Origin of the sequence: Rhizobium sp. Root1212 (assembly GCF_001424985.1) — a bacterium.
Classification (GTDB): domain Bacteria; phylum Pseudomonadota; class Alphaproteobacteria; order Rhizobiales; family Rhizobiaceae; genus Pararhizobium.
Genome location: NZ_LMDA01000022.1, coordinates 230028 through 248016, shown reverse-complemented (window position 1 = coordinate 248016; position 17989 = coordinate 230028). Strand labels below are relative to the sequence as shown.

16 protein-coding genes are annotated in these 17989 nt (G+C 62.9%); 8 read left to right on the top strand and 8 right to left on the bottom strand.

Annotated features, from left to right (window positions below):
• Positions 1–19 precede the first annotated feature (19 nt).
• Together ASC86_RS17350 and ASC86_RS17345 are read left to right on the top strand one after the other, a co-directional pair.
• Positions 20–826, top strand: a complete 807-nt coding sequence (locus tag ASC86_RS17350; RefSeq protein WP_056323885.1) for a MerR family transcriptional regulator — start codon at positions 20–22, stop codon at positions 824–826.
• A gap of 116 nt (positions 827–942) precedes the next feature.
• Positions 943–1722: an ABC transporter substrate-binding protein gene (locus ASC86_RS17345; RefSeq protein WP_056323882.1), complete on the top strand. Its 780-nt coding sequence runs from the start codon at positions 943–945 to the stop codon at positions 1720–1722.
• 447 nt (positions 1723–2169) lie between these two features.
• Here ASC86_RS17345 and ASC86_RS17340 read toward each other — a convergent pair whose 3' ends face one another.
• The gene (locus ASC86_RS17340; protein WP_056323879.1) at positions 2170–3546 is read right to left on the bottom strand and encodes a sensor histidine kinase; all 1377 of its coding nucleotides are present in this window, start codon (positions 3544–3546) and stop codon (positions 2170–2172) included.
• Positions 3543–4217 (bottom strand): response regulator transcription factor, encoded by a 675-nt coding sequence (locus ASC86_RS17335; protein ID WP_056324297.1) that lies wholly within the window; start codon positions 4215–4217, stop codon positions 3543–3545. The genes ASC86_RS17340 and ASC86_RS17335 overlap by 4 nt, the downstream gene beginning before the upstream one ends.
• A 153-nt stretch (positions 4218–4370) precedes the next feature.
• Here ASC86_RS17335 and ASC86_RS17330 point away from each other — a divergent pair, with 153 nt between their 5' ends.
• The 5 genes from ASC86_RS17330 to ASC86_RS26275 all read left to right on the top strand — a co-directional run bounded on the left by ASC86_RS17330 (position 4371) and on the right by ASC86_RS26275 (position 8981).
• Complete coding sequence (locus tag ASC86_RS17330) at positions 4371–5438, top strand: ABC transporter substrate-binding protein (RefSeq protein ID WP_082510266.1); 1068 nt, start codon at positions 4371–4373, stop codon at positions 5436–5438.
• 228 nt (positions 5439–5666) lie between these two features.
• Entirely contained in the window at positions 5667–6611 is a 945-nt protein-coding gene (locus ASC86_RS17325) for a tripartite tricarboxylate transporter substrate binding protein (RefSeq protein WP_056323876.1), read from the top strand.
• Positions 6608–7099, top strand: a complete 492-nt coding sequence (locus ASC86_RS17320) for a tripartite tricarboxylate transporter TctB family protein (RefSeq protein ID WP_056323873.1) — start codon at positions 6608–6610, stop codon at positions 7097–7099. Before ASC86_RS17325 ends, ASC86_RS17320 begins: the two co-directional genes overlap by 4 nt.
• A gap of 12 nt (positions 7100–7111) precedes the next feature.
• Complete coding sequence (locus ASC86_RS17315) at positions 7112–8629, top strand: tripartite tricarboxylate transporter permease (RefSeq protein WP_056323870.1); 1518 nt, start codon at positions 7112–7114, stop codon at positions 8627–8629.
• 184 nt (positions 8630–8813) lie between these two features.
• Positions 8814–8981 (top strand): hypothetical protein, encoded by a 168-nt coding sequence (locus tag ASC86_RS26275; RefSeq protein ID WP_200943829.1) that lies wholly within the window; start codon positions 8814–8816, stop codon positions 8979–8981.
• Positions 8982–9152: 171 nt separating this feature from the next.
• Here ASC86_RS26275 and ASC86_RS17310 read toward each other — a convergent pair whose 3' ends face one another.
• Complete coding sequence (locus tag ASC86_RS17310) at positions 9153–10232, bottom strand: DUF475 domain-containing protein (protein WP_056323868.1); 1080 nt, start codon at positions 10230–10232, stop codon at positions 9153–9155.
• A 385-nt stretch (positions 10233–10617) separates the two neighbouring features.
• Here ASC86_RS17310 and ASC86_RS17305 point away from each other — a divergent pair, with 385 nt between their 5' ends.
• Entirely contained in the window at positions 10618–11523 is a 906-nt protein-coding gene (locus tag ASC86_RS17305) for a DMT family transporter (RefSeq protein WP_056323865.1), read from the top strand.
• A gap of 3 nt (positions 11524–11526) precedes the next feature.
• On the opposite strand, the gene ASC86_RS17300 is transcribed toward ASC86_RS17305, so the two are convergent.
• The 5 genes from ASC86_RS17300 to ASC86_RS17280 all read right to left on the bottom strand — a co-directional run bounded on the left by ASC86_RS17300 (position 11527) and on the right by ASC86_RS17280 (position 17812).
• On the bottom strand, positions 11527–12444 hold the full coding sequence (locus ASC86_RS17300; protein ID WP_056323862.1) for an SMP-30/gluconolactonase/LRE family protein: 918 nt from the start codon (positions 12442–12444) through the stop codon (positions 11527–11529).
• A gap of 58 nt (positions 12445–12502) precedes the next feature.
• Positions 12503–14125, bottom strand: a complete 1623-nt coding sequence (locus tag ASC86_RS17295) for an ABC transporter ATP-binding protein (RefSeq protein WP_056323859.1) — start codon at positions 14123–14125, stop codon at positions 12503–12505.
• A complete protein-coding gene (locus tag ASC86_RS17290; RefSeq protein WP_056323856.1) occupies positions 14100–15233 on the bottom strand; it encodes an ABC transporter permease subunit in 1134 nt (377 codons plus the stop codon). The genes ASC86_RS17295 and ASC86_RS17290 overlap by 26 nt, the downstream gene beginning before the upstream one ends.
• Positions 15226–16149: an oligopeptide ABC transporter permease OppB gene (gene oppB / locus ASC86_RS17285; protein ID WP_056323854.1), complete on the bottom strand. Its 924-nt coding sequence runs from the start codon at positions 16147–16149 to the stop codon at positions 15226–15228. The genes ASC86_RS17290 and oppB overlap by 8 nt, the downstream gene beginning before the upstream one ends.
• 64 nt (positions 16150–16213) lie before the next feature.
• The gene (locus ASC86_RS17280; protein ID WP_056323850.1) at positions 16214–17812 is read right to left on the bottom strand and encodes a peptide ABC transporter substrate-binding protein; all 1599 of its coding nucleotides are present in this window, start codon (positions 17810–17812) and stop codon (positions 16214–16216) included.
• Positions 17813–17989 lie beyond the last annotated feature (177 nt).

Here is a 17989-nt window from a genome sequence, read left to right as displayed (position 1 = left end):
AAAGACGAGGGCGGCAGCCATGAGTGCTGACGGCCCGGTGCGATACAAGGTGGCTGAAGCGGCGCGGCTTGCGGGCGTTTCCGCCTCCACGCTGCGGTTGTGGGAGACACAGGGGCTTGTCGTGCCCGAGCGCTCATCGACCGGCCATCGCCAATACAGCGAAAGCGATCTGGCGCGGCTGAAACGCATATCCTGGTTCCGCGCCGAGCGCGGGCTCAATCCCGCCGCGATCCGCGAGGCGCTGGAAGGCGAGCCGGGGGAAGCAACCGGCGATGCCGGGTCGATCTCTCCTGTCGGACGCAAGCTGCGCAGCCTGCGCCACGCCGCCGGCCGGACGCTGGAGCAGGTGGCGGGCGAGGTCGGCATCGCGCCGTCCGTTCTCTCGACGCTGGAGCGCACGTCGCAGGGCGTCTCCGTCGCCGTTCTTCACAATCTCGCTGCCTATTTCGAGACGACCGTCTCCAGCCTTTCCGGCGAAGACGAGCTGGAGGCGCGCGCCGTCGTTCGCGCCGGCGAATGGCGTGCCTGGCCGCGCACGACGCCGGGCGTGACCGTGCAGCTGATGGCGGAAGGCCGCAACCAGATGGATTGCCACCGCTTCGTGCTGGAGGCCGGCGCGTCGAGCGAAGGCGCCTACCGGCACGAGGGCGAGGAATTCGTCTATGTGCTCTCCGGCCGGGTGGAGTTCATCATCGAGGGCGAGCATTTCCACGATCTGGGGCCGGGGGATTCGCTGTATTTCGCCAGCCGCCGTCGCCATGCCTGGGTCAACCGCCACGACGGCGAGACCGTGCTTTTGTGGATCAACACACCGCCGACCTTCTAGTTCGACGATCAATCGAAACAATACCAGCTATTGCCGCTATCTATTTCGCTTATATTCACGACCGGCCTAGGATCGGCCCAAACCATCGCTGGGGATGGTAATCAAGAGGGAAGAACATGAGAAAACAGATTATTGCGTGGGCGCTTGCCTGTGCCGCAGCCTTTTCCGCCACCGCACATGCCGCCGACAAGCTGGTGATCGGCACGGAAGGCGCCTACCCGCCCTTCAATTTCGTCGATCCGGCCGGCAAGATCGGCGGCTTCGATGTCGAGATCGGCCTTGCGCTCTGCGCCAAAATGAAGGTCGAATGCGATGTCGTCGCGCAGGATTGGGATGGCATCATTCCCGGCCTCATCGCCAAGAAATACGATCTGATCATCGCTTCGATGTTCATCACCGAAGAGCGCAAGAAGCAGGTCGCCTTTACCGACCCCTACTACATCGCCGCCATGACCCATGCCGCCCCGAAGAATTCCGGCATCACGGATTTCACCAATGAAGGCATGAAGGGCAAGACGATCGGCGCCCAGTCCGGCACGACGCAGGCCGATTACGCCGCTGCCGTCTATCCCGATGCCGACATCAAGCTCTACCCGACGCAGGACGAAGTGAACCTCGACATGGCGAACGGCCGCCTCGACCTGCAGGTCGGGGACATGATCCCGCTGCTCGACTGGGTCACCAAGAACGAGGACGGCAAGGCCTGCTGCGAACTGATCGGCCAGCCGATCCTCGACAAGAAGTTTGTCGGCGACGGCGTCGGCATCGCCGTGCGCCAGGAAGACAACGACCTGCGCGAAAAGCTGAACAAGGCGCTGGCCGATATCCGCGCCGACGGCACCTACAAGGCGATCAACGACAAGTATTTCAGCATCGACGTCTATACGATGAAGTGATCCGAAAAGATTCTTCTGGTTTTTTTGAGCCTCTCCGATACGCTCGGGGAGGCTTGTTTTTTGAGCTGACGACTGCGGTGGCCGGGACTTTATTCGATTGAAAGAGTCGCCGCGTTTTCAATGTCTTGAAAGTTATTTTCCCGTTGATTTGGCTATTGGCGAAAATATAATTTCGACGCACTTTCCGACTAAAAATATAACCGACGTTATGCTTGCCACGCAGGGCTGAGATGACTCTTGCCCTCTGGCAAAAACTTTCCACCCATGCCATATGAGCGCCATCAATAGCCAATGGAGCTTATCATGACTTCGCAGCGCAAGCTCGCGAACCCCGGTTTCTTCCAGGTTCTCTGGAGCGCCCTCCTGCTCGGACGGGCCCGCGAAACCGATCTGTTCACCGCCCCGCGCGGCCGTTAATCTTTCGCGTCAACCTGATCGGATAGCCGGTCAGGCCGGCGAAAAAGTCACCGAGACTTTCAATCCCCTGCCATCGCGACCGTCGGAAAGCTCAACCTTTCCGGCGAACAGGCTGGCTATCTCTTCGACGATCGGCAGGCCGAGGCCCATGCCGGGGGCGTCGTTGTCACCGCCGCGCGCGAAGCGCTGGCGGGCGATCTGCCGTTTCTGCGGCGGAATGCCCGGTCCGTTGTCTTCGACTTCGAGGCGGGCGATTTCGTTTGAGGTCTTGACCCGCACCGTCACCTCCGCGCCCTTGCCGGCATAGACGATGGCGTTTTCGATCAGGTTGCGCAGCAACTCGCCGATCAGCAACGGTTCGGCGGCGATGGACACCTGTTCCTCACCTTCAAAGCCCAGATCGACATCTGCCTCGCCCGCTTTCGGCACGTAGTCTGCGGTGATCTCCTGCGCGAGTGCGGTGAGGTTCAAGGGCTCCGGGGCTGCGCGCTGGCTCGAACCGGCGGCATCGATCTTCGCCATCATCAGAAGCTGTTTCAGGATGCGTTCGGCATGGGCCACGGCCTCGTCGCCCTTGCGGGCGGCGGTCTGTGCCTCTTCCAGCGTCGTTGCGCGGGACGAAAGCGCAAGCTGGGTACGGATGATCGCGAGCGGCGTGCGCAGCTGATGGCTGGCATTGCCGCTAAAGTGGCGCAGCGCATCGAGCGCCGATTGCAGCCGCACCATGAAGGAATTGACCGTCTCCACCAGTCCCTCGACTTCGCTCGGCACGGATTGCTCGATCGGGTGCAGGTCGTCCGGGTTGCGCTCGGCAATGGCGTCTCCGAGGCGATAGAGCGGGCGCAGCGAGAAGGTGACGGCGATCCAGACGATGGTGGCCGCACCGAGGATCATGAAGGCGAGCCGGAGCGCCGAGCGCAGCAGGATCGCCTGCGCCAGCTGCCGGCGCGCGATGGTCGTTTCCGCGACCGTCACGACGAAGGGAACGGAGTTGATGCCGGTCGAGGCGGAGCGTTCGAGCACTGCGATGCGGATCGGCTCGCCGCGGAATTCCGCATCGGCATAGGCCGACGACTGCTCCTTCATGTCGATGGAGGGCAGGGTCTGGTAGCCGGTGATGAAATGGCCGGGCGGCCCGTCGACGCGGTAGAAGACGCGGTCCTGCGCCGCCGAGGTCAGCATCTCCAGCGCGACATAGGGAATATCGACTTCCAGCGTGCCGTCTTCGGAGACGACGACACGCTCGGCGATGGCAAGCGCCGAGCCGGCCAGTACGCGGTCGGAGACGGTGTTGGCAGTCTTCACCGCCTCTCGGTAGGTGTCGGCCAGCGCGATGACGCCGATGACGGCGGTGGAGATCAGCAGCCAGCCAAGCAGCCGGCGGCGGAGCGAATAGGCGCCGCTCAAGGGTTCGCCACCTTTTCGAGATAGTAGCCGATGCCGCGGGCGGTGCGCACCGTCAGCCCGTGTGGCGCCAGCCTTTTCCTGAGCCGGCTTACATATTGCTCGATCGCATTGGCGCTGAGGTCGTCGTCGAAGGCGGTGAGCGACTGGATGATCGCCTCCTTGGCGACCACCTTGCCGGCGCGCAGGAACAGGATTTCCAGAAGCCCGAGTTCTCGGGCGGGAATGTCGATCAGCGCGCCATCGACGGAAAACACCCGTGATTTCAGGTCGAAGGAGACGTTTCCGTAACTGACATTGGAGGCGCGAAGCCCCGCCTGCCGGCGCAGCAACACCCGCACCCGCGCCTCGAACTCGCCGACATCGAAGGGCTTGATCATGTAGTCGTCGGCGCCGAGGTCGAGACCTTTCACCCGCTCCTCCGGCGTGCCGCGGGCGGTCAGGATCATGACCGCCGATTTGTTCTGGCGGGCGCGCATGGCGCGCAGCACCTCCAGCCCGTCCATTTCCGGCAGCGTCAGGTCGAGAATGACGAGATCGAAATTTTCGGTGGCGAGAACGGCATTGGCGGATGCACCGTCAGCCACCGCATCGACGGCATAGCCGCTGGAGCGCAGGATCGCCGAAAGACCCTCCGACAGAGTGGCATTGTCCTCCACCAGCAATATCCGCACGCGACCTCCCGAGCGGCAAAATTCCGTTCCGCCCTCCTGAATTAGCCCAACATCGGCGGCAGCGGAACCGTTTTCGCGAAGGCCTGCCGTCACCGCGCCGACCGATCGCGGTCCCATGCTTGTGAAGTTCCGGCCGCTGCGGCATGATCGGCCATGCGCATTTTCGTTTCTCTGTTGATCTTCTTGGTGTTTCCGCCGCTCGCCTTAGCGCAAGCGACGTTCTATCCGGCTCCCTCCGGCGCGGCTGGTGCGCGCGTGCTGACGGTCTATTCGTCGCTTGACGAGCCCCTGGCGCGGCCGATGGTCGAGGGATTCCAGAAGGCGAACGGCGACATCGCCGTGCGTTATGAAGAGATGCTGACGGGCGAGATCTACGACCGGATCGTCCGAGAAACCGATGCCGGCGAAAAGACCGCCGACTTCGCCTTCTCCTCGGCCATGGACCTGCAGGTCAAGCTTTCCAACGACGGCTATGCCCAGCGCAGCGATCTGGCGATGAGCGCCCACTGGCCGGCCTGGGCAAACTGGCGCAACACGGCCTATGCGCTCACTTTCGAGCCGGCCGTGTTCGTCTATCACAAGCCGAGCTTCGCCCATGAGAAGCCGCCGTCGAGCCGGGCCGAGTTCGTCGACTACCTGAAGCGCAAGGGCAATTCCGTCTTCGGGCGGATCGGCACCTATGACATCGAGCGCTCGGGCGTCGGCTTCCTGTTCATGGCGCGCGACCAGGAGCAGTTCGGCGATATCTGGTCGGTGATCCAGGCGATGGGGGAGGCGGGCGTCAAACTCTATTCCACCAGCTCGGCTATCCTTGAGCGCATCTCCGACGGGCGCTTCGTGCTCGGCTACAACATCCTCGGCTCCTATGCGGCCGACTGGGCCTCGCGCCATCCCGATGTCGGCCTGGTGCTGCCGAAGGACTATACCGTCGTCATGTCGCGTATCGGGCTGGTGCCGCAGGCCGCTGCCGCACCCGATCTCGGCCGCCGCTATCTCGAATTCTTCATGTCGCGGGAGGGGCAGTCGATCATGGCGCGGGAGCTGCATATCGCTGCCGTCAGCCCCGAGGTCGCTGGTGAAAACACCGCCAACAGCATGCAGGAAATGCTTGGCGCGCAGCTGCGTCCGGTTCCCGTCAGCCCCGGCCTGATGGTCTATCTCGATCAGGTAAAGCGGGCGCGGCTGATCGCGCGGTGGAACGAAGCCCTGCGGCTACAGTAGACGCAGGCGTGTTTTTGGAGGAAGCTGGCCCTCGCATCCGCCACAGGTCCTAATGTCAGGTAAATGACAGCTTCATGTGGTGCTTTGCAGGTCTTCATCGTCCGTGGAGGCGGACGGCGAGGCAGGCTGGGAGGAGAAACAGCCGGCCACAACCCTTTCGGGTGCGGCATTCCCCTTCCGTCTGCGCAGTTAACATGCGCGCCAAAGGCGCCCGACGGAGGACTATCCTTGAAACAGTTTCTTATCGCTTCGATTCTTGCCGGCGCTGTCGCGTTCTCGGCCAATGCCGCCGATTACACCATCATCGCACCGGCCAATCCGGGCGGCGGCTGGGACCAGACGGCGCGCTCGATGCAGACTTCGCTGCAGCAGGAAGGCATTTCCGGCAACGTCCAGGTGCAGAACGTACCGGGCGCCGGCGGCACCATCGGCCTTGCCCAGTTCGCCAGCCAGTCGAAGGGCAATCCGAACGCCCTGATCGTCGGCGGCTACGTCATGGTCGGCGCCATCCTGACCAACAAGTCGCCGGTTTCCCTGAAGGACGTTACGCCGATCGCGCGCCTGACCGGCGAATACGAAGCCATCGTCGTGCCCGCCGATTCGCCGCTGAAGAGCATGGGCGATCTCGTCGAAGCCCTGAAGAAGGACCCCGGTGCGGTGTCCTGGGCCGGCGGCTCGGCCGGCGGTACCGATCATATCGCTGTCGGCCTGATCGCCAAGGCGGCCGGCGTCGATCCGACCAAGATCAACTACATCGCCTATTCCGGCGGCGGCGAAGCCCTGGCGGCTATCCTCGGCAACCAGGTGACGGCCGGCATCTCCGGTTACGGCGAGTTCGAATCCCAGGTGAAGTCCGGCACGCTGCGCCTGCTCGCCGTTTCCTCTGACGCCCGTATCGATGGCATCGATGCGCCGACCATCAAGGAAGGCGGCCTCGATGTGGTCGTCCAGAACTGGCGCATGGTTGCCGCGGCTCCCGGCCTCACCGACGAGCAGAAGGCTGCCGTGACCGCCGATGTCGAAAAGCTCGCCAAGTCGGCCAGCTGGCAGGAAACCCTGAAGACAAAGGGCTGGCAGGATACCTATCTCGCAGGCCCGGCCTTCGAAGAGCAGCTCGCCAAGGATGTCTCGGCCACCGAAGGCATCCTCAAAGAGATCGGTCTCGTTCAATGAGTGGGGGTAACCTCCCTTCAAACGGTAAGCGCCGCCCCGACCGGGCGGCGCTTTTCATCGCCGTTTTTCTCGCTGTGATCGCCGCCATCATGTTCTGGGATGTTTCCCGGCTTTCGGCGGTCGCCAACTATTCCCGCATCGGCCCCGCGACGGTGCCCTTCTTCATCGCCTGCGTGCTGGTCATTCTTGCCATCTGGACGGCGCTGGAAGCCCGGCGCGGCGATTTTCCCGAGCGGGAACATCAGGAGATCGGCCCGGTCGTCTGGATCGTCGGCGGCCTCGTGGCCCAGCTCCTGCTTCTGAAGACGGCCGGCTTTTCCATCGCGACGGGCATTCTCTTTGCCGCGGCGGCGGCCGGTTTCGGGCGGCGCAAGCTCTGGATCACCATTCCGGTGGGCATCGTGCTCTGTCTCGGCATCTGGCTGATCTTCGCCGGCCTCCTGCAGCTTTCCCTGCCTGCCGGTCCGCTTGAACATCTGTTTCTCTGAGGGCATGCCGCAATGAACACGTTCGAATTCCTGCTGCATGGTCTCGGCGTTGCGATGCAACCGATGAACCTGCTCTATGCGCTGATCGGCGTCACGCTCGGCACCGCCGTCGGCGTCCTGCCCGGCATCGGCCCGGCGCTGACGGTGGCGCTCCTGCTGCCCGTCACGTACAAGCTCGATCCCGCGGGGTCGCTGATCATGTTTGCCGGCATCTATTACGGCGGCATGTATGGCGGATCGACCACGTCGATCCTGCTCAATACGCCCGGCGAAAGCTCTTCGATCGTGACCGCGCTTGAAGGCAACAAGATGGCCCGTGCGGGCCGGGGAGGCCCGGCGCTGGCGACGGCGGCCATCGGCTCCTTCGTCGCCGGTCTCATCGCCACCATAGCGCTCGCCTTCATCGCGCCGTATGTGGTAAAGCTCGCGCTGGTCTTCGGGCCGCGTGAATACTTCGCGCTGATGGTGCTCGCCTTCGTGACCGTGTCCTCGGCCTTCGGCGATTCGACCCTGCGGGGGCTGACCTCGCTGTTCATCGGCCTCGCGCTCGCCACCATCGGCATCGACCAGCTGACCGGCCAGGCGCGTCTCAGCTTCGGTATTCCCGATCTGCTTGACGGTATCGAAGTGACGACGCTGGCCGTCGCCATGTTCGCCATTGGCGAATCCCTTTACATCGCCGCCCAGGGGGACCGTGGACCGGACAAGGTGGAGGCCGTCAAGGGCTCCGTCTGGATGACGCGTGCGGATTGGGCGCGCTCGTGGAAGCCGTGGCTGCGCGGTACCGTGATCGGCTTCCCGATCGGCGCCATGCCGGCCGGCGGCGCGGAGATCGGCACCTTCCTGTCCTATGCGGCGGAAAAGCGCCTGACGAAGTACCCGGAAGAATTCGGCAATGGTGCGATCGAAGGTGTGGCCGGCCCGGAAGCCGCCAACAATGCGTCTGCCGCCGGTACGCTTGTGCCGCTGTTGACGCTCGGCCTGCCGACCACGGCGACGGCAGCGATCATGCTGGCCGGCTTCCAGCAATACGGTCTGCAGCCGGGACCGCTGTTGTTCGCCACCAATCCTCAGCTCGTCTGGGGCCTGATCGCCAGCCTCTTGATCGCCAACTTCATGCTGCTGGTGCTGAACTTGCCGCTGGTCGGCCTCTGGGTGCGGCTGCTGACCATTCCGAAGCCCTGGCTGTATGCCGGCATCCTGCTCTTCGCGACGCTCGGCACCATCGGCGCCAATCCGTCACCCTTCGAGCTTGGCATGCTCTTGGCCTTCGGTCTGCTCGGTTATGTCATGCGCATCTTCGGCTATCCGATCGCGCCCGTCGTCGTCGGCCTGATCCTCGGGCCGCTGGCGGAGCAGCAACTGCGCCGGGCGCTTGCCATCAGCCAGGGCGATGTGACGGTGCTGTTCACCTCTCCGATCGCCGCTGCGTTGCTCATTATCGCTGCTGCAGCGCTGATCATCCCGCTCGTCCTGCGCGCACGCGGGCGCGGCGAGGTTCTGTCGCAATTGGCCGCCTCGGAAGATTGATCCTCCTCCCATATCTTCAGGGCGACCACGAAAGCAGGCCGGGTTCCATCAGAGCCCGGCCTGCTTGCTTTTTGCATGGCCTGCTTGCATCGCATAGCTGCGATGACGATTCGTGCATTGTCGGAAGCGCCTCCGCTCCCCATCTTCTGGTGGTCAACCAGATACATGAAAGCGAGAAAGCAAAATGTCCGCCACCTCCGCCCGCAAAAGCTTCTTCGGTCGTGCGATCGCTGTTTTCGGCGCTGCCTCCGCAGCTGCGGCGGCCGTCGAAGGTGGTCGTCGCCCGCGCGATCGCGACCTCTATGAACTCGGCATCGACCCGGTCCGGTTTCACTCGGTAAACCGCGGCTAAAGCATTTCCAGCAAAGGTGCGAAGCGGTTTTGCGTCCGGAAATGCGCAAACCGTCAAATGCCAAGATACTGATCTCCTGATACAAGAAAGCCCGCCGGTGTTCCTTCCGGCGGGCTTTTCGTTTGTTCTCCCGTAGCCGCTTGCGCGACTGCGGGGATATCGGGACGCACCTTACTGGTGCGCCTCCTGCAGGTGTTGCTGCTGCTCGCGCCTGTTGTGGCGGATCGACGACCAGAGCGAGACGCCGATTAGGGCAGCGCCGCCAAGGCCGGTGATGACCTCGGGGATATGCACCAGCGTCTGGAAGAACATGATCACCGACAGGATCAGGATGGCGTAGAAGGCGCCGTGTTCCAGATAGCGGTATTCTGCAAGCGTTCCCTTCTCCACCAGCATGATCGTCATCGAGCGCACATACATGGCGCCGATACCGAGACCGATGGCGATAACGAAGAGGTTCTGCGTCAGCGCGAAGGCGCCGATGACGCCGTCGAAGGAGAAGCTGGCATCGAGCACTTCCAGATAGATGAAGGCGCCGAGGCCACCCTTTGCCGCAGCGCTCATCGTCTGCTGCGAGGCATCGAGCAGGCCGCCGATCACCTCGACGATCAGGAAGGTCACGAGGCCGTAGATCGCCGAATGCACGAAGACGGTCGCATTCTCCCCTTCGAGCAGGCGCGCGAAGCCGAGGATGAGCACCAGCACGAAGGCGATCTCGATGCCTTTGATCGTGGCGAAGCGCGCCATGCGCTTTTCGAGGAAGGCGATCCAGTGCACGTCCTTCTCCTGGTCGAAGAAGTAGGTGAGACCGACCATCATCAGGAATGTGCCGCCGAAGGCGGCGATCGGAAGATGGGCATCGTTCATGATGCGCGCATATTCCTCAGGCCGTGCCGCCGCCAGGATGACCGCTTCGATCGGGCCGATATTGGCGGCGATGACGACGATCAAGAGCGGGAAGACGATGCGCATGCCGAAGACGGCGATGATGATGCCCCAGGTCAGGAACCGATGCTGCCATTCCGGCGTCATGTCCTTGAGCTTGTTGGCATTGACGATGGCATTGTCAAAGGAAAGCGAGATTTCGAGCACCGCGAGCACGGTGCAGATGAAGAAGACCGTCGCCATGCCGGCAATCGTGCCCGTCGAGTTCCAGCCGAGCCAGGCGCCGAGCGCAAGACCTGCGGCGGTAACGATGAACGCCCACTTGAAATAGCCAAGCGAGGACGTGTGAGTTTGGGGCTGGTTCATGGCCGTACCTCCGTTGCGAAGGAGAGGCCGATAGATGTGCAAAAGGAACGCATGCCATCGGCATGCGCTTGTCGCATGGGTTGAGTTGTCATTTGTGCGTAATCCGCCGGCTTGTCTGCTGGCGGTACCGACATCACGAGAGCGCCGTAAAAACTCTCGCCAGAGGGGCCCGGCACCAAGGTTCACTGCGCAGCCGTGTTGATGCCTGAAGCTGCGCAAGCACCCAAGTAGTTAGCGATCTTCTTTTCAAGGTCAAGGGGCTGGCGCAGAATGATCTGTCGCTGCGGCTTTCATTCGCAATCGTGATCGATCCATCGCCTTTGCGCTATGGATCGGCGCGGGAGAATATGCGACTGGCGGGCAACGTTTCAGGAAACCGCCGCCCATGTCGCTACAATCCACCCTCGCGCCCCAAGCCGGCAGCGCCGCGCGCAACGGCGCACTCGTCATGCTGCTCAGCATGCTGATGTTCTCGCTGAACGACGTCATGGGCAAATGGCTGGTCGGCACCTATTCCGTCAGCCAGCTGATGACGATCCGCAGCCTTGCGGCGCTCGTCATTCTCGCGCCCTTCATCGTCAAGCGTGGATGGCGGGTGTTTCTCGTCGTCGATCGACCGTGGCTGCATGCGCTGCGCTCGCTGCTCTTTGCCATGGAAGCATCGGCCTTCTATTTCGCCGTCGCCTATATGCCGCTGGCCGACGCGATGACCTATTGGCTGGCGGCGCCGATCTATGTGGCGGCCGCCTCGCCCTTCGTTCTCGGCGAGAAGGTCGGCTGGCGGCGCTGGACGGCGATCCTCGTTGGCTTTGTCGGCGTCCTGATCGCGCTAGAGCCCTCGCGCGACAGCTTCACCCTGCCGGCGGTGATCGCGCTGGTGGGCAGCGCCGCCTTTGCCGGCGCCATCCTGCTTGGCCGCACGCTTCGGGAAACGCCGGATACGACGCTGGTCTTCTGGCAGGTGGTCGGCGCGCTGATCTTCTCGGTTGCGGGCCTTGCGATCCATCCGGCCGGCTGGGTCACGCCGGATTTCGAAGCGACGGTCCTGCTCGGACTTCTCGGCATCGTCGCGATGATGGCGCATATTCTCGTCACCCGCGCGCTGAAGCTTGCCGATGCCGCAACGGTCATTCCGCTGCAATATACGCTGCTGTTCTGGGCTGTAATCTTCGGATGGCTGTTCTTCGGCGATACGCCGCGAATTACGGTGATCATCGGCTCGATGCTGATCGTCGCTTCCGGCCTGTTCATCTTCTTCCGCGAACAACAGTTGAAGAAACGCGCGGCCTGACGGTCACGGTACCTGCGCGCCCGTCGCCGTCACGTAGATCGCGTAGAGCGAGCGGGTGGCGGTGATGAACAGGCGGTTGCGCCGCGGGCCGCCGAAGGTGAGGTTTGAGACCCCTTGCGGGATGCGGATCTTGCCGAGCAGCTTTCCTTCCGGCGAAAAGCAATGCACGGCTTTCCCGCCGCTCGTCCAGAGATTGCCGTTGGTGTCGAGCCGGAAGCCGTCCGGGACGCCCTCGTCCAGATGACAGAACACCCGCGAATTCGCCAGCCGCAGGCCGTCTTCCACGTCATAGACCTTGATATGGCGCGGGGCGAAGCCATCGCGGTCGGTGCCGCTGTCGGCGACGTAGAGCTTCGTTTCGTCGGGAGAGAAGGCAAGGCCGTTCGGCTGCAGGAAATCGGAGGTCACGGCATCGAGCGCACCGGTCACGGGATCGAGGCGGTAAACGCTGTGGTGTTCCTGTTCCGGCTCGGACTTATAGCCTTCGTAGTCGGAGAGGATGCCGTAGGTCGGGTCGCTGAACCAGATGCTGCCGTCGGATTTCACCACCACGTCGTTGGGCGAGTTCAGCCGCTTGCCCTGATAACTGTCGGCGAGCACCGTGATCGCGCCGTCGATTTCCGTGCGGGTGACCCGCCGGCCGCCATGCTCGCAGGAGATTAACCGGCCCTGCCGGTCGCGTGTATGGCCGTTGGCGAAATTCGAGGGGTAGCGGTAGACGCAGACGCCGCCTTCGGGCGTCCAGCGCAGCATGCGCTGGTTCGGAATATCGCTCCAGAGCAATTGCTGGGCATCGCTGAACCAGACTGGACCTTCCGCCCAGCGGCAGGAGGAATAAAGCTCTTCGAGACAGGCGCTGCCGATGATCAGCCTGTTGAAACGCGGGTCGTAGACCTCATAAATCGCCGCTGCTTCCGCCATCTTTCCCTCCCTGTGCCATCATATCGATAGCACAGGGAGGAGAAAAAGCGAGCTACCCTTAAGCCGTGAAGGCGGCGTTCATCAGGGTCTGGGTATAGGCCTGCTTCGGCGCATCGAAGATGGCGTCGGTTTCGCCTTCCTCGACGATCTTGCCGTTCTTCATCACGATCACATAGTCCGACATCGCCTTGATGACGGAGAGGTCGTGGCTGATGAAGATGTAGGACAGATCATGCGATTTCTGCAGGCCGCGCAGAAGATCGATCACCTGGCCCTGCACCGAGCGGTCGAGCGCCGAGGTCGGCTCGTCGAGGATGACGACCTTCGGCTTCAGGATCATGGCGCGGGCAATGGCGATACGCTGGCGCTGGCCGCCGGAGAACTCGTGCGGATAGCGGTTGCGGGCGGCCGGATCGAGACCGACCTCCTTCAGCGCCTCGACGGCGCGGCGATCCCGCTCGGCCCTGGAAAGCTGCGGCTCGTGCACGTAAAGGCCTTCGGTGATGATCTCGCCGACCGTTTGGCGCGGCGAAAGCGAACCGTAGGGGTCCTGGAAAACCAGCTGCATTTCCTGGCGCAGCGGGCGCATAGCACTGCGGCCGAAGTCGGAGATATCCGTCTTTTCGAAGCGGATATGGCCGCTGGCCGGCAGGAGCTTCAGCAGGGCGCGGCCGAGCGTCGATTTTCCCGAGCCGGATTCGCCGACGATGCCGATGGTCTGGCCCTGCTTCAGCCGAAGCGTGATGTCGTCGACGGCGCGGAAGGTGCCGGATGCGCTTTTGAACAGGCCGCCGCCGGTGCGATAATCGACGCAGACATTGCGGCCTTCGAGGATGATCGGCGCGTTGTCGGGCGGTGAGGCCTTCCGGCCGCTCGGCTCAGCGGCGAGCAGCATCCTGGTATAATCCGCCTGCGGCCGTTCGAAGATATCGGCGGTCGCGCCGGTCTCGACCACCTCGCCGCGGCGCATGACGGCGACGCGGCTTGCGAAATGGCGCACGATGCCGAGATCGTGGGTGATCAGCACCACGGCCATGCCGAATTTCTGCTGCAGCGATTTCAGGAGGTCGAGGATCTGCGCCTGGATCGTCACGTCGAGCGCCGTCGTCGGCTCGTCGGCAATCAGGATATCCGGCTCGTTGGCAAGCGCCATGGCGATCATCACGCGCTGGCGCTGGCCGCCGGAAAGCTCGTGCGGATAGCTGTTGATGCGCCGTGCCGGTTCGGGAATGCCGACCAGTTCGAGCAGTTCCAGCGCCCGCGCCTTCGCCTCGGCGAACGAGCCGCCGCGGTGATAGACGATCGGCTCGGCGATCTGCCGGCCGATGGTGTAGAGCGGGTCGAGCGAGGTCATCGGCTCCTGGAAGATCATGGTGATCTTTGCGCCGCGCACTGTGTTCAGCTCCTTCATCGGCAGGCCGATGAGTTCCTTGCCGCGATAGCTGGCCGAGCCGGTAGCGCGGCCGTTCTTGGCGAGCAGGCCCATGATGCCCATCATGGTCTGGCTTTTGCCGGAGCCCGACTCGCCGACGATCGCCAGCGTTTCGCCGGACTTCACGTCGAGATCGATGCCCTTGACCGCTTCGACAGTACCGTCAGGCGTGTCGAAGCTGACTTTCATGTTACGGACGGTGAGGATGGATTCTGCGGCCATGTCAGCGGTCCTTCGGGTCGAGCGCATCGCGCAGGCCGTCGCCGGCGAAGTTCAGGGAAAACAGCGTGACGACGAAGAAGATCGCCGGGAAGATCAGAAGCCACGGTGCCGACTGGATGTTGTTGGCGCCTTCGGAAATCAGCGCACCCCAGCTGGTCAGCGGCGCCTGCACCCCGAGACCGAGGAAGGACAGGAAGCTTTCGAGCAGGATGACCTTCGGCACCACCACCGTCACGAAGACCACGACGGGGCCGATCGTGTTGGGGATGATGTGGCGGCGGATGATCTGCCAGTCGGTGAGGCCCAGCGCCTGGGCTGCGCCGACGAATTCACGCCGTTTCAGCGCCAGCGTCTGGCCGCGCACGATGCGGGCCATGTCCAGCCATTCCACCGCGCCGATGACGAGGAAGATCAGGATGAAGCTGCGGCCGAAGAACACGACGAGCACGACGACAAGGAAGACGAAGGGTAGGGAATAGAGGATTTCGACGAAGCGCATCATGACGTTGTCGACGCGGCCGCCGATATAGCCGGAGGTCGCGCCATAGACGACGCCGATGCCGAGCGAAACGATACTTGCCAGAAGGCCGACGGCGATCGAGATCTGGCCGCCGAGCATGACGCGGGCGAGCATGTCGCGGCCGTTGGAATCGGTGCCGAAGAAGAAGTATTCGCGGCTGACATTGCCTTGAAGCTTCAGCGTCTTGCCGTCGTCTTCGGTGGCGACCACCGTGGTCGCGTCGAATTCGTTGGCGCGGTCGAAATAGCGCGTGGTGCGCGGATCGATCGGCTGGTCGGAGGTGACGGTCGCGGTGAAGGTCTGGCCCTCGACGGCGAATTCCTTCAGCGTCACGCGGGCACGGCCGGCGACCCCTTCCATCGCTTCCTGCAGGCTGCCGGCATCCGGCCGGGCCTCCAAGCTCGGCGGCACGGAGACGTAGGACGGGAAGACCTGGTCGTACTTGTGGCTGATGAACAGCGGGCCGAGGAAGGAGAAAAGCGCGATCAGGACCAGCACGACGCAGCCGGCCATGGCGGCGCGGTTGCGGCGGAAGCGCATGGCGGCGAGCTGGAACAGGCTGCGGCTCTTGGTTTCCGGCGGCAGCGCCAGCGGGGCATTGACCATATCAGTCATGGCGGACCCTCGGATCGAGAAGGCCGTAGATGATATCGACCAACAGGTTGAAGACGATGACGAAGATGGCGACCAGCACCACGGTTCCCATGACGAGCGTATAGTCGCGGTTGATCGCGCCGAGCACGAAATAGCGGCCGACGCCGGGAATGGTGAAGATCGTCTCGATGACGGCCGAGCCGGTCAGCAGGGCTGCCGCGCAGGGCGCAAGATAGGACACGACCGGCAGCATGGCCGCCCGCATCGCGTGGGTAATGACCACCGTGCGCGCCGGCAGGCCATAGGCGCGTGCGGTGCGGATGTGGTCTGTGTGCAGGGCCTCGATCATCGAGCCGCGCGTCAGCCGCGCAAAGACCGCAAGCTGCGGCAGCGCGAGCGCGATCATCGGCAGGATGAGGAAGCGCAGCGAACCGTCACCCCAGCTGCCGGCCGGAAGCCAGGCGAGGATGATGGCGAAGACCAGCGTCAGCACCGGGCCGACGACGAAGTTCGGCACGGTGACGCCGATCGTCGAGACCGACATGATCGCGAAATCGAGCACGCTGTTTTGCCGAAGCGCTGCGATGGTTCCGGCGAGCACGCCGCCGATCAAGGCGAGCAACAGCGCGTAAAAACCGAGTTCCAGCGAATAGGGCAGGCCCTTCGCGATCAGTTCGGCAACGGTGTTGTCCTTGTAGATGTAGCTCGGGCCGAAGTCGCCGGTGACCGCATTGGTGATGTAGGTCACATATTGGCGCCAGAGCGGCTGGTCGAGCTGGTAGGTCCGCATCAGGTTCGCCATCGTCTGTGGCGGCAGCGGCCTTTCGAGGTTGAAGGGGCCGCCGGGGGCGAACCGCATCAGGAAGAAGGAAATCGTCACGACGATGAAAAGCGTCGGTACAGCGCTCGCGAGGCGGCGCAGCACGAAGGAAAACATGGGGTAAGCCCTCCGGCCGAAAGCCATGGCGGCGTGAGGCGCCGCCATGGTTCGGATCTTTCGGTTATTCAGCGATGCTGAGGAAGCGGGTCAGGTGCTGGTTGGCAGCGTTGTCCTGCCAGCCCTTGACCTTCGAGGCGACGAGCCACAGGTCGGCCTGGGTGAGGAACGGCGCGACCGGCTGGTCCCGCATCATCATGGCTTCAGCTTCGTGGAGGAGCTTGGAGCGGGCGGCCGGATCGGTTTCCTCATAGGACTTCTTCATGAGGGCGTCGAATTCCGGGTTTTCATAGTGCCCGTAGTTGAAGGTCTTGTTGGACGACAGGCTGAGCGCCAGGAAGTTTTCGGCGTCCGCGTAGTCGGCAACCCAGCCGGCGCGGGCGACGTTGAACTTGCCGCCTTCCTGCAGGTAGGCGTAGTGCGAGGACACGTCGAGGTTCACCAGCGAGACCTTGGCGCCGAAGGTGTTCTTCCACATGTCGGCAACAGCCGTTGCCACCCGCTCGTGGTTCGGGTTGGTGTTGTAGCGGATTTCGATGTCGAGCGGCTTGCCGCCTTCACCGTAGCCGGCTTCCTTCATCAGGGCGATCGCCTTGTCTTCGCGGTCGAGCTGAGACATCGAGGCGAAATCGGCCTTGGACGGGTCGCCGTAGGTCTCGATGCCCGGAGGCACCATCGAATAGGCCGGCAGCTGCGAGCCGGAGTAGATTTCCTTGGCGAGGAAGTCGCGGTCGACGGCCATGGAGAGCGCCTGGCGGACGCGCACGTCGCTATAGGGCTCCTGGCGGGTGTCGAAGGCGTAGTAATAGGTCGCAAGCGTCGGCGAAACGTGGACTTCGTCACCGTAGGACTTCTTCAGACGCTCGATCTGGTCGGCCGAGAAGTTGTAGACGAGGTCCATTTCCTTAGCTTCGAAGCGGCGGACGGAGGCTGCCTGGTCGTCGATCGGGTAGAAGATGACCTTGTCGATCTTGACGTTGGCGGCATCCCAGTAGTTCTCGTTCTTCTGGGTGGTCAGGCTGTCGTTCGGCGTGTGGGCGACGAGCTTGTAGGCGCCGTTGGACACCATCACGCCTGGCTTGACGAAATCGGCGCCGTTCTTTTCGACGCTGGCCTTGGAAACCGGCAGGGCCGTCTGGTGGGCGAGAAGTTCGAGGAAGAACGGGGTCGGACGCTCAAGCGTAATCTCGACCGTCTTGTCGTCGACGGCTTTGATGCCGAGCTGATCGACCGGAAGGTCGCCCTTGTTGACCTTTTCCGCATTCTTGATCGGCAGCAGGATGTTGGCATAACCGGCCGCAGTCTTCGGGTCTTCGACGCGCTGGAAGGAGAAGACGAAATCGCCGGCGGTGACCGGAGAGCCGTCCGACCACTTGCCGTTATCGCGCAGCTTGAAGGTGTAGACGGTACCGTCGTCCGAGACCTTCCAGCTTTCGGCAGCGCCCGGAATGATCTTTCCGGCAGCGTCGTAAACCGTCAGGCCTTCATAGAGATCCTTGAGGATGAATTCTTCGATGTTGATCGAGGTGTGGGCCTGATCGAGCGTCTGCGGCTCGCCGGCATTGCCGCGGTTGAGAACGGTTTCGGCCAGCACCGGGCTCGCCCCGATCAGGATCGAACCGAGCAGCGCAGCCGCCCGGAGGTTGAATTTCATGACGTTCATTTTTTGCTCCTTCCCCTCTTTTTTGGGTTTGTGAAGCGCCGAGAGAATGCCAAAATTTTCGCAAAGGCAAGTGCCGACTTCTCGCAGGGGGCATGGCTCCGAAAAAGAAGCCCGCTCAGGTTGTGAATTTTTGTAATCTCCAAGCGACGCATTTGTGACAGATGTGCGACATCGGAA

Excerpts from the sequence above, each read along its gene's own strand:
- ASC86_RS17290 (WP_056323856.1), bottom strand. The coding sequence starts at position 15,233 with ATGACTGATATGGTCAATGCCCCGCTGGCGCTGCCGCCGGAAACCAAG.
- ASC86_RS17310 (WP_056323868.1), bottom strand. The coding sequence starts at position 10,232 with ATGAACCAGCCCCAAACTCACACGTCCTCGCTTGGCTATTTCAAGTGG.
- ASC86_RS17300 (WP_056323862.1), bottom strand. The coding sequence starts at position 12,444 with ATGGCGGAAGCAGCGGCGATTTATGAGGTCTACGACCCGCGTTTCAAC.
- ASC86_RS26275 (WP_200943829.1), top strand. The coding sequence starts at position 8,814 with ATGTCCGCCACCTCCGCCCGCAAAAGCTTCTTCGGTCGTGCGATCGCT.
- ASC86_RS17350 (WP_056323885.1), top strand. The coding sequence starts at position 20 with ATGAGTGCTGACGGCCCGGTGCGATACAAGGTGGCTGAAGCGGCGCGG.
- oppB (WP_056323854.1), bottom strand. The coding sequence starts at position 16,149 with ATGTTTTCCTTCGTGCTGCGCCGCCTCGCGAGCGCTGTACCGACGCTT.
- ASC86_RS17315 (WP_056323870.1), top strand. The coding sequence starts at position 7,112 with ATGAACACGTTCGAATTCCTGCTGCATGGTCTCGGCGTTGCGATGCAA.
- ASC86_RS17330 (WP_082510266.1), top strand. The coding sequence starts at position 4,371 with ATGCGCATTTTCGTTTCTCTGTTGATCTTCTTGGTGTTTCCGCCGCTC.
- ASC86_RS17295 (WP_056323859.1), bottom strand. The coding sequence starts at position 14,125 with ATGCGCTCGACCCGAAGGACCGCTGACATGGCCGCAGAATCCATCCTC.
- ASC86_RS17280 (WP_056323850.1), bottom strand. The coding sequence starts at position 17,812 with ATGAACGTCATGAAATTCAACCTCCGGGCGGCTGCGCTGCTCGGTTCG.
- ASC86_RS17345 (WP_056323882.1), top strand. The coding sequence starts at position 943 with ATGAGAAAACAGATTATTGCGTGGGCGCTTGCCTGTGCCGCAGCCTTT.
- ASC86_RS17320 (WP_056323873.1), top strand. The coding sequence starts at position 6,608 with ATGAGTGGGGGTAACCTCCCTTCAAACGGTAAGCGCCGCCCCGACCGG.
- ASC86_RS17305 (WP_056323865.1), top strand. The coding sequence starts at position 10,618 with ATGTCGCTACAATCCACCCTCGCGCCCCAAGCCGGCAGCGCCGCGCGC.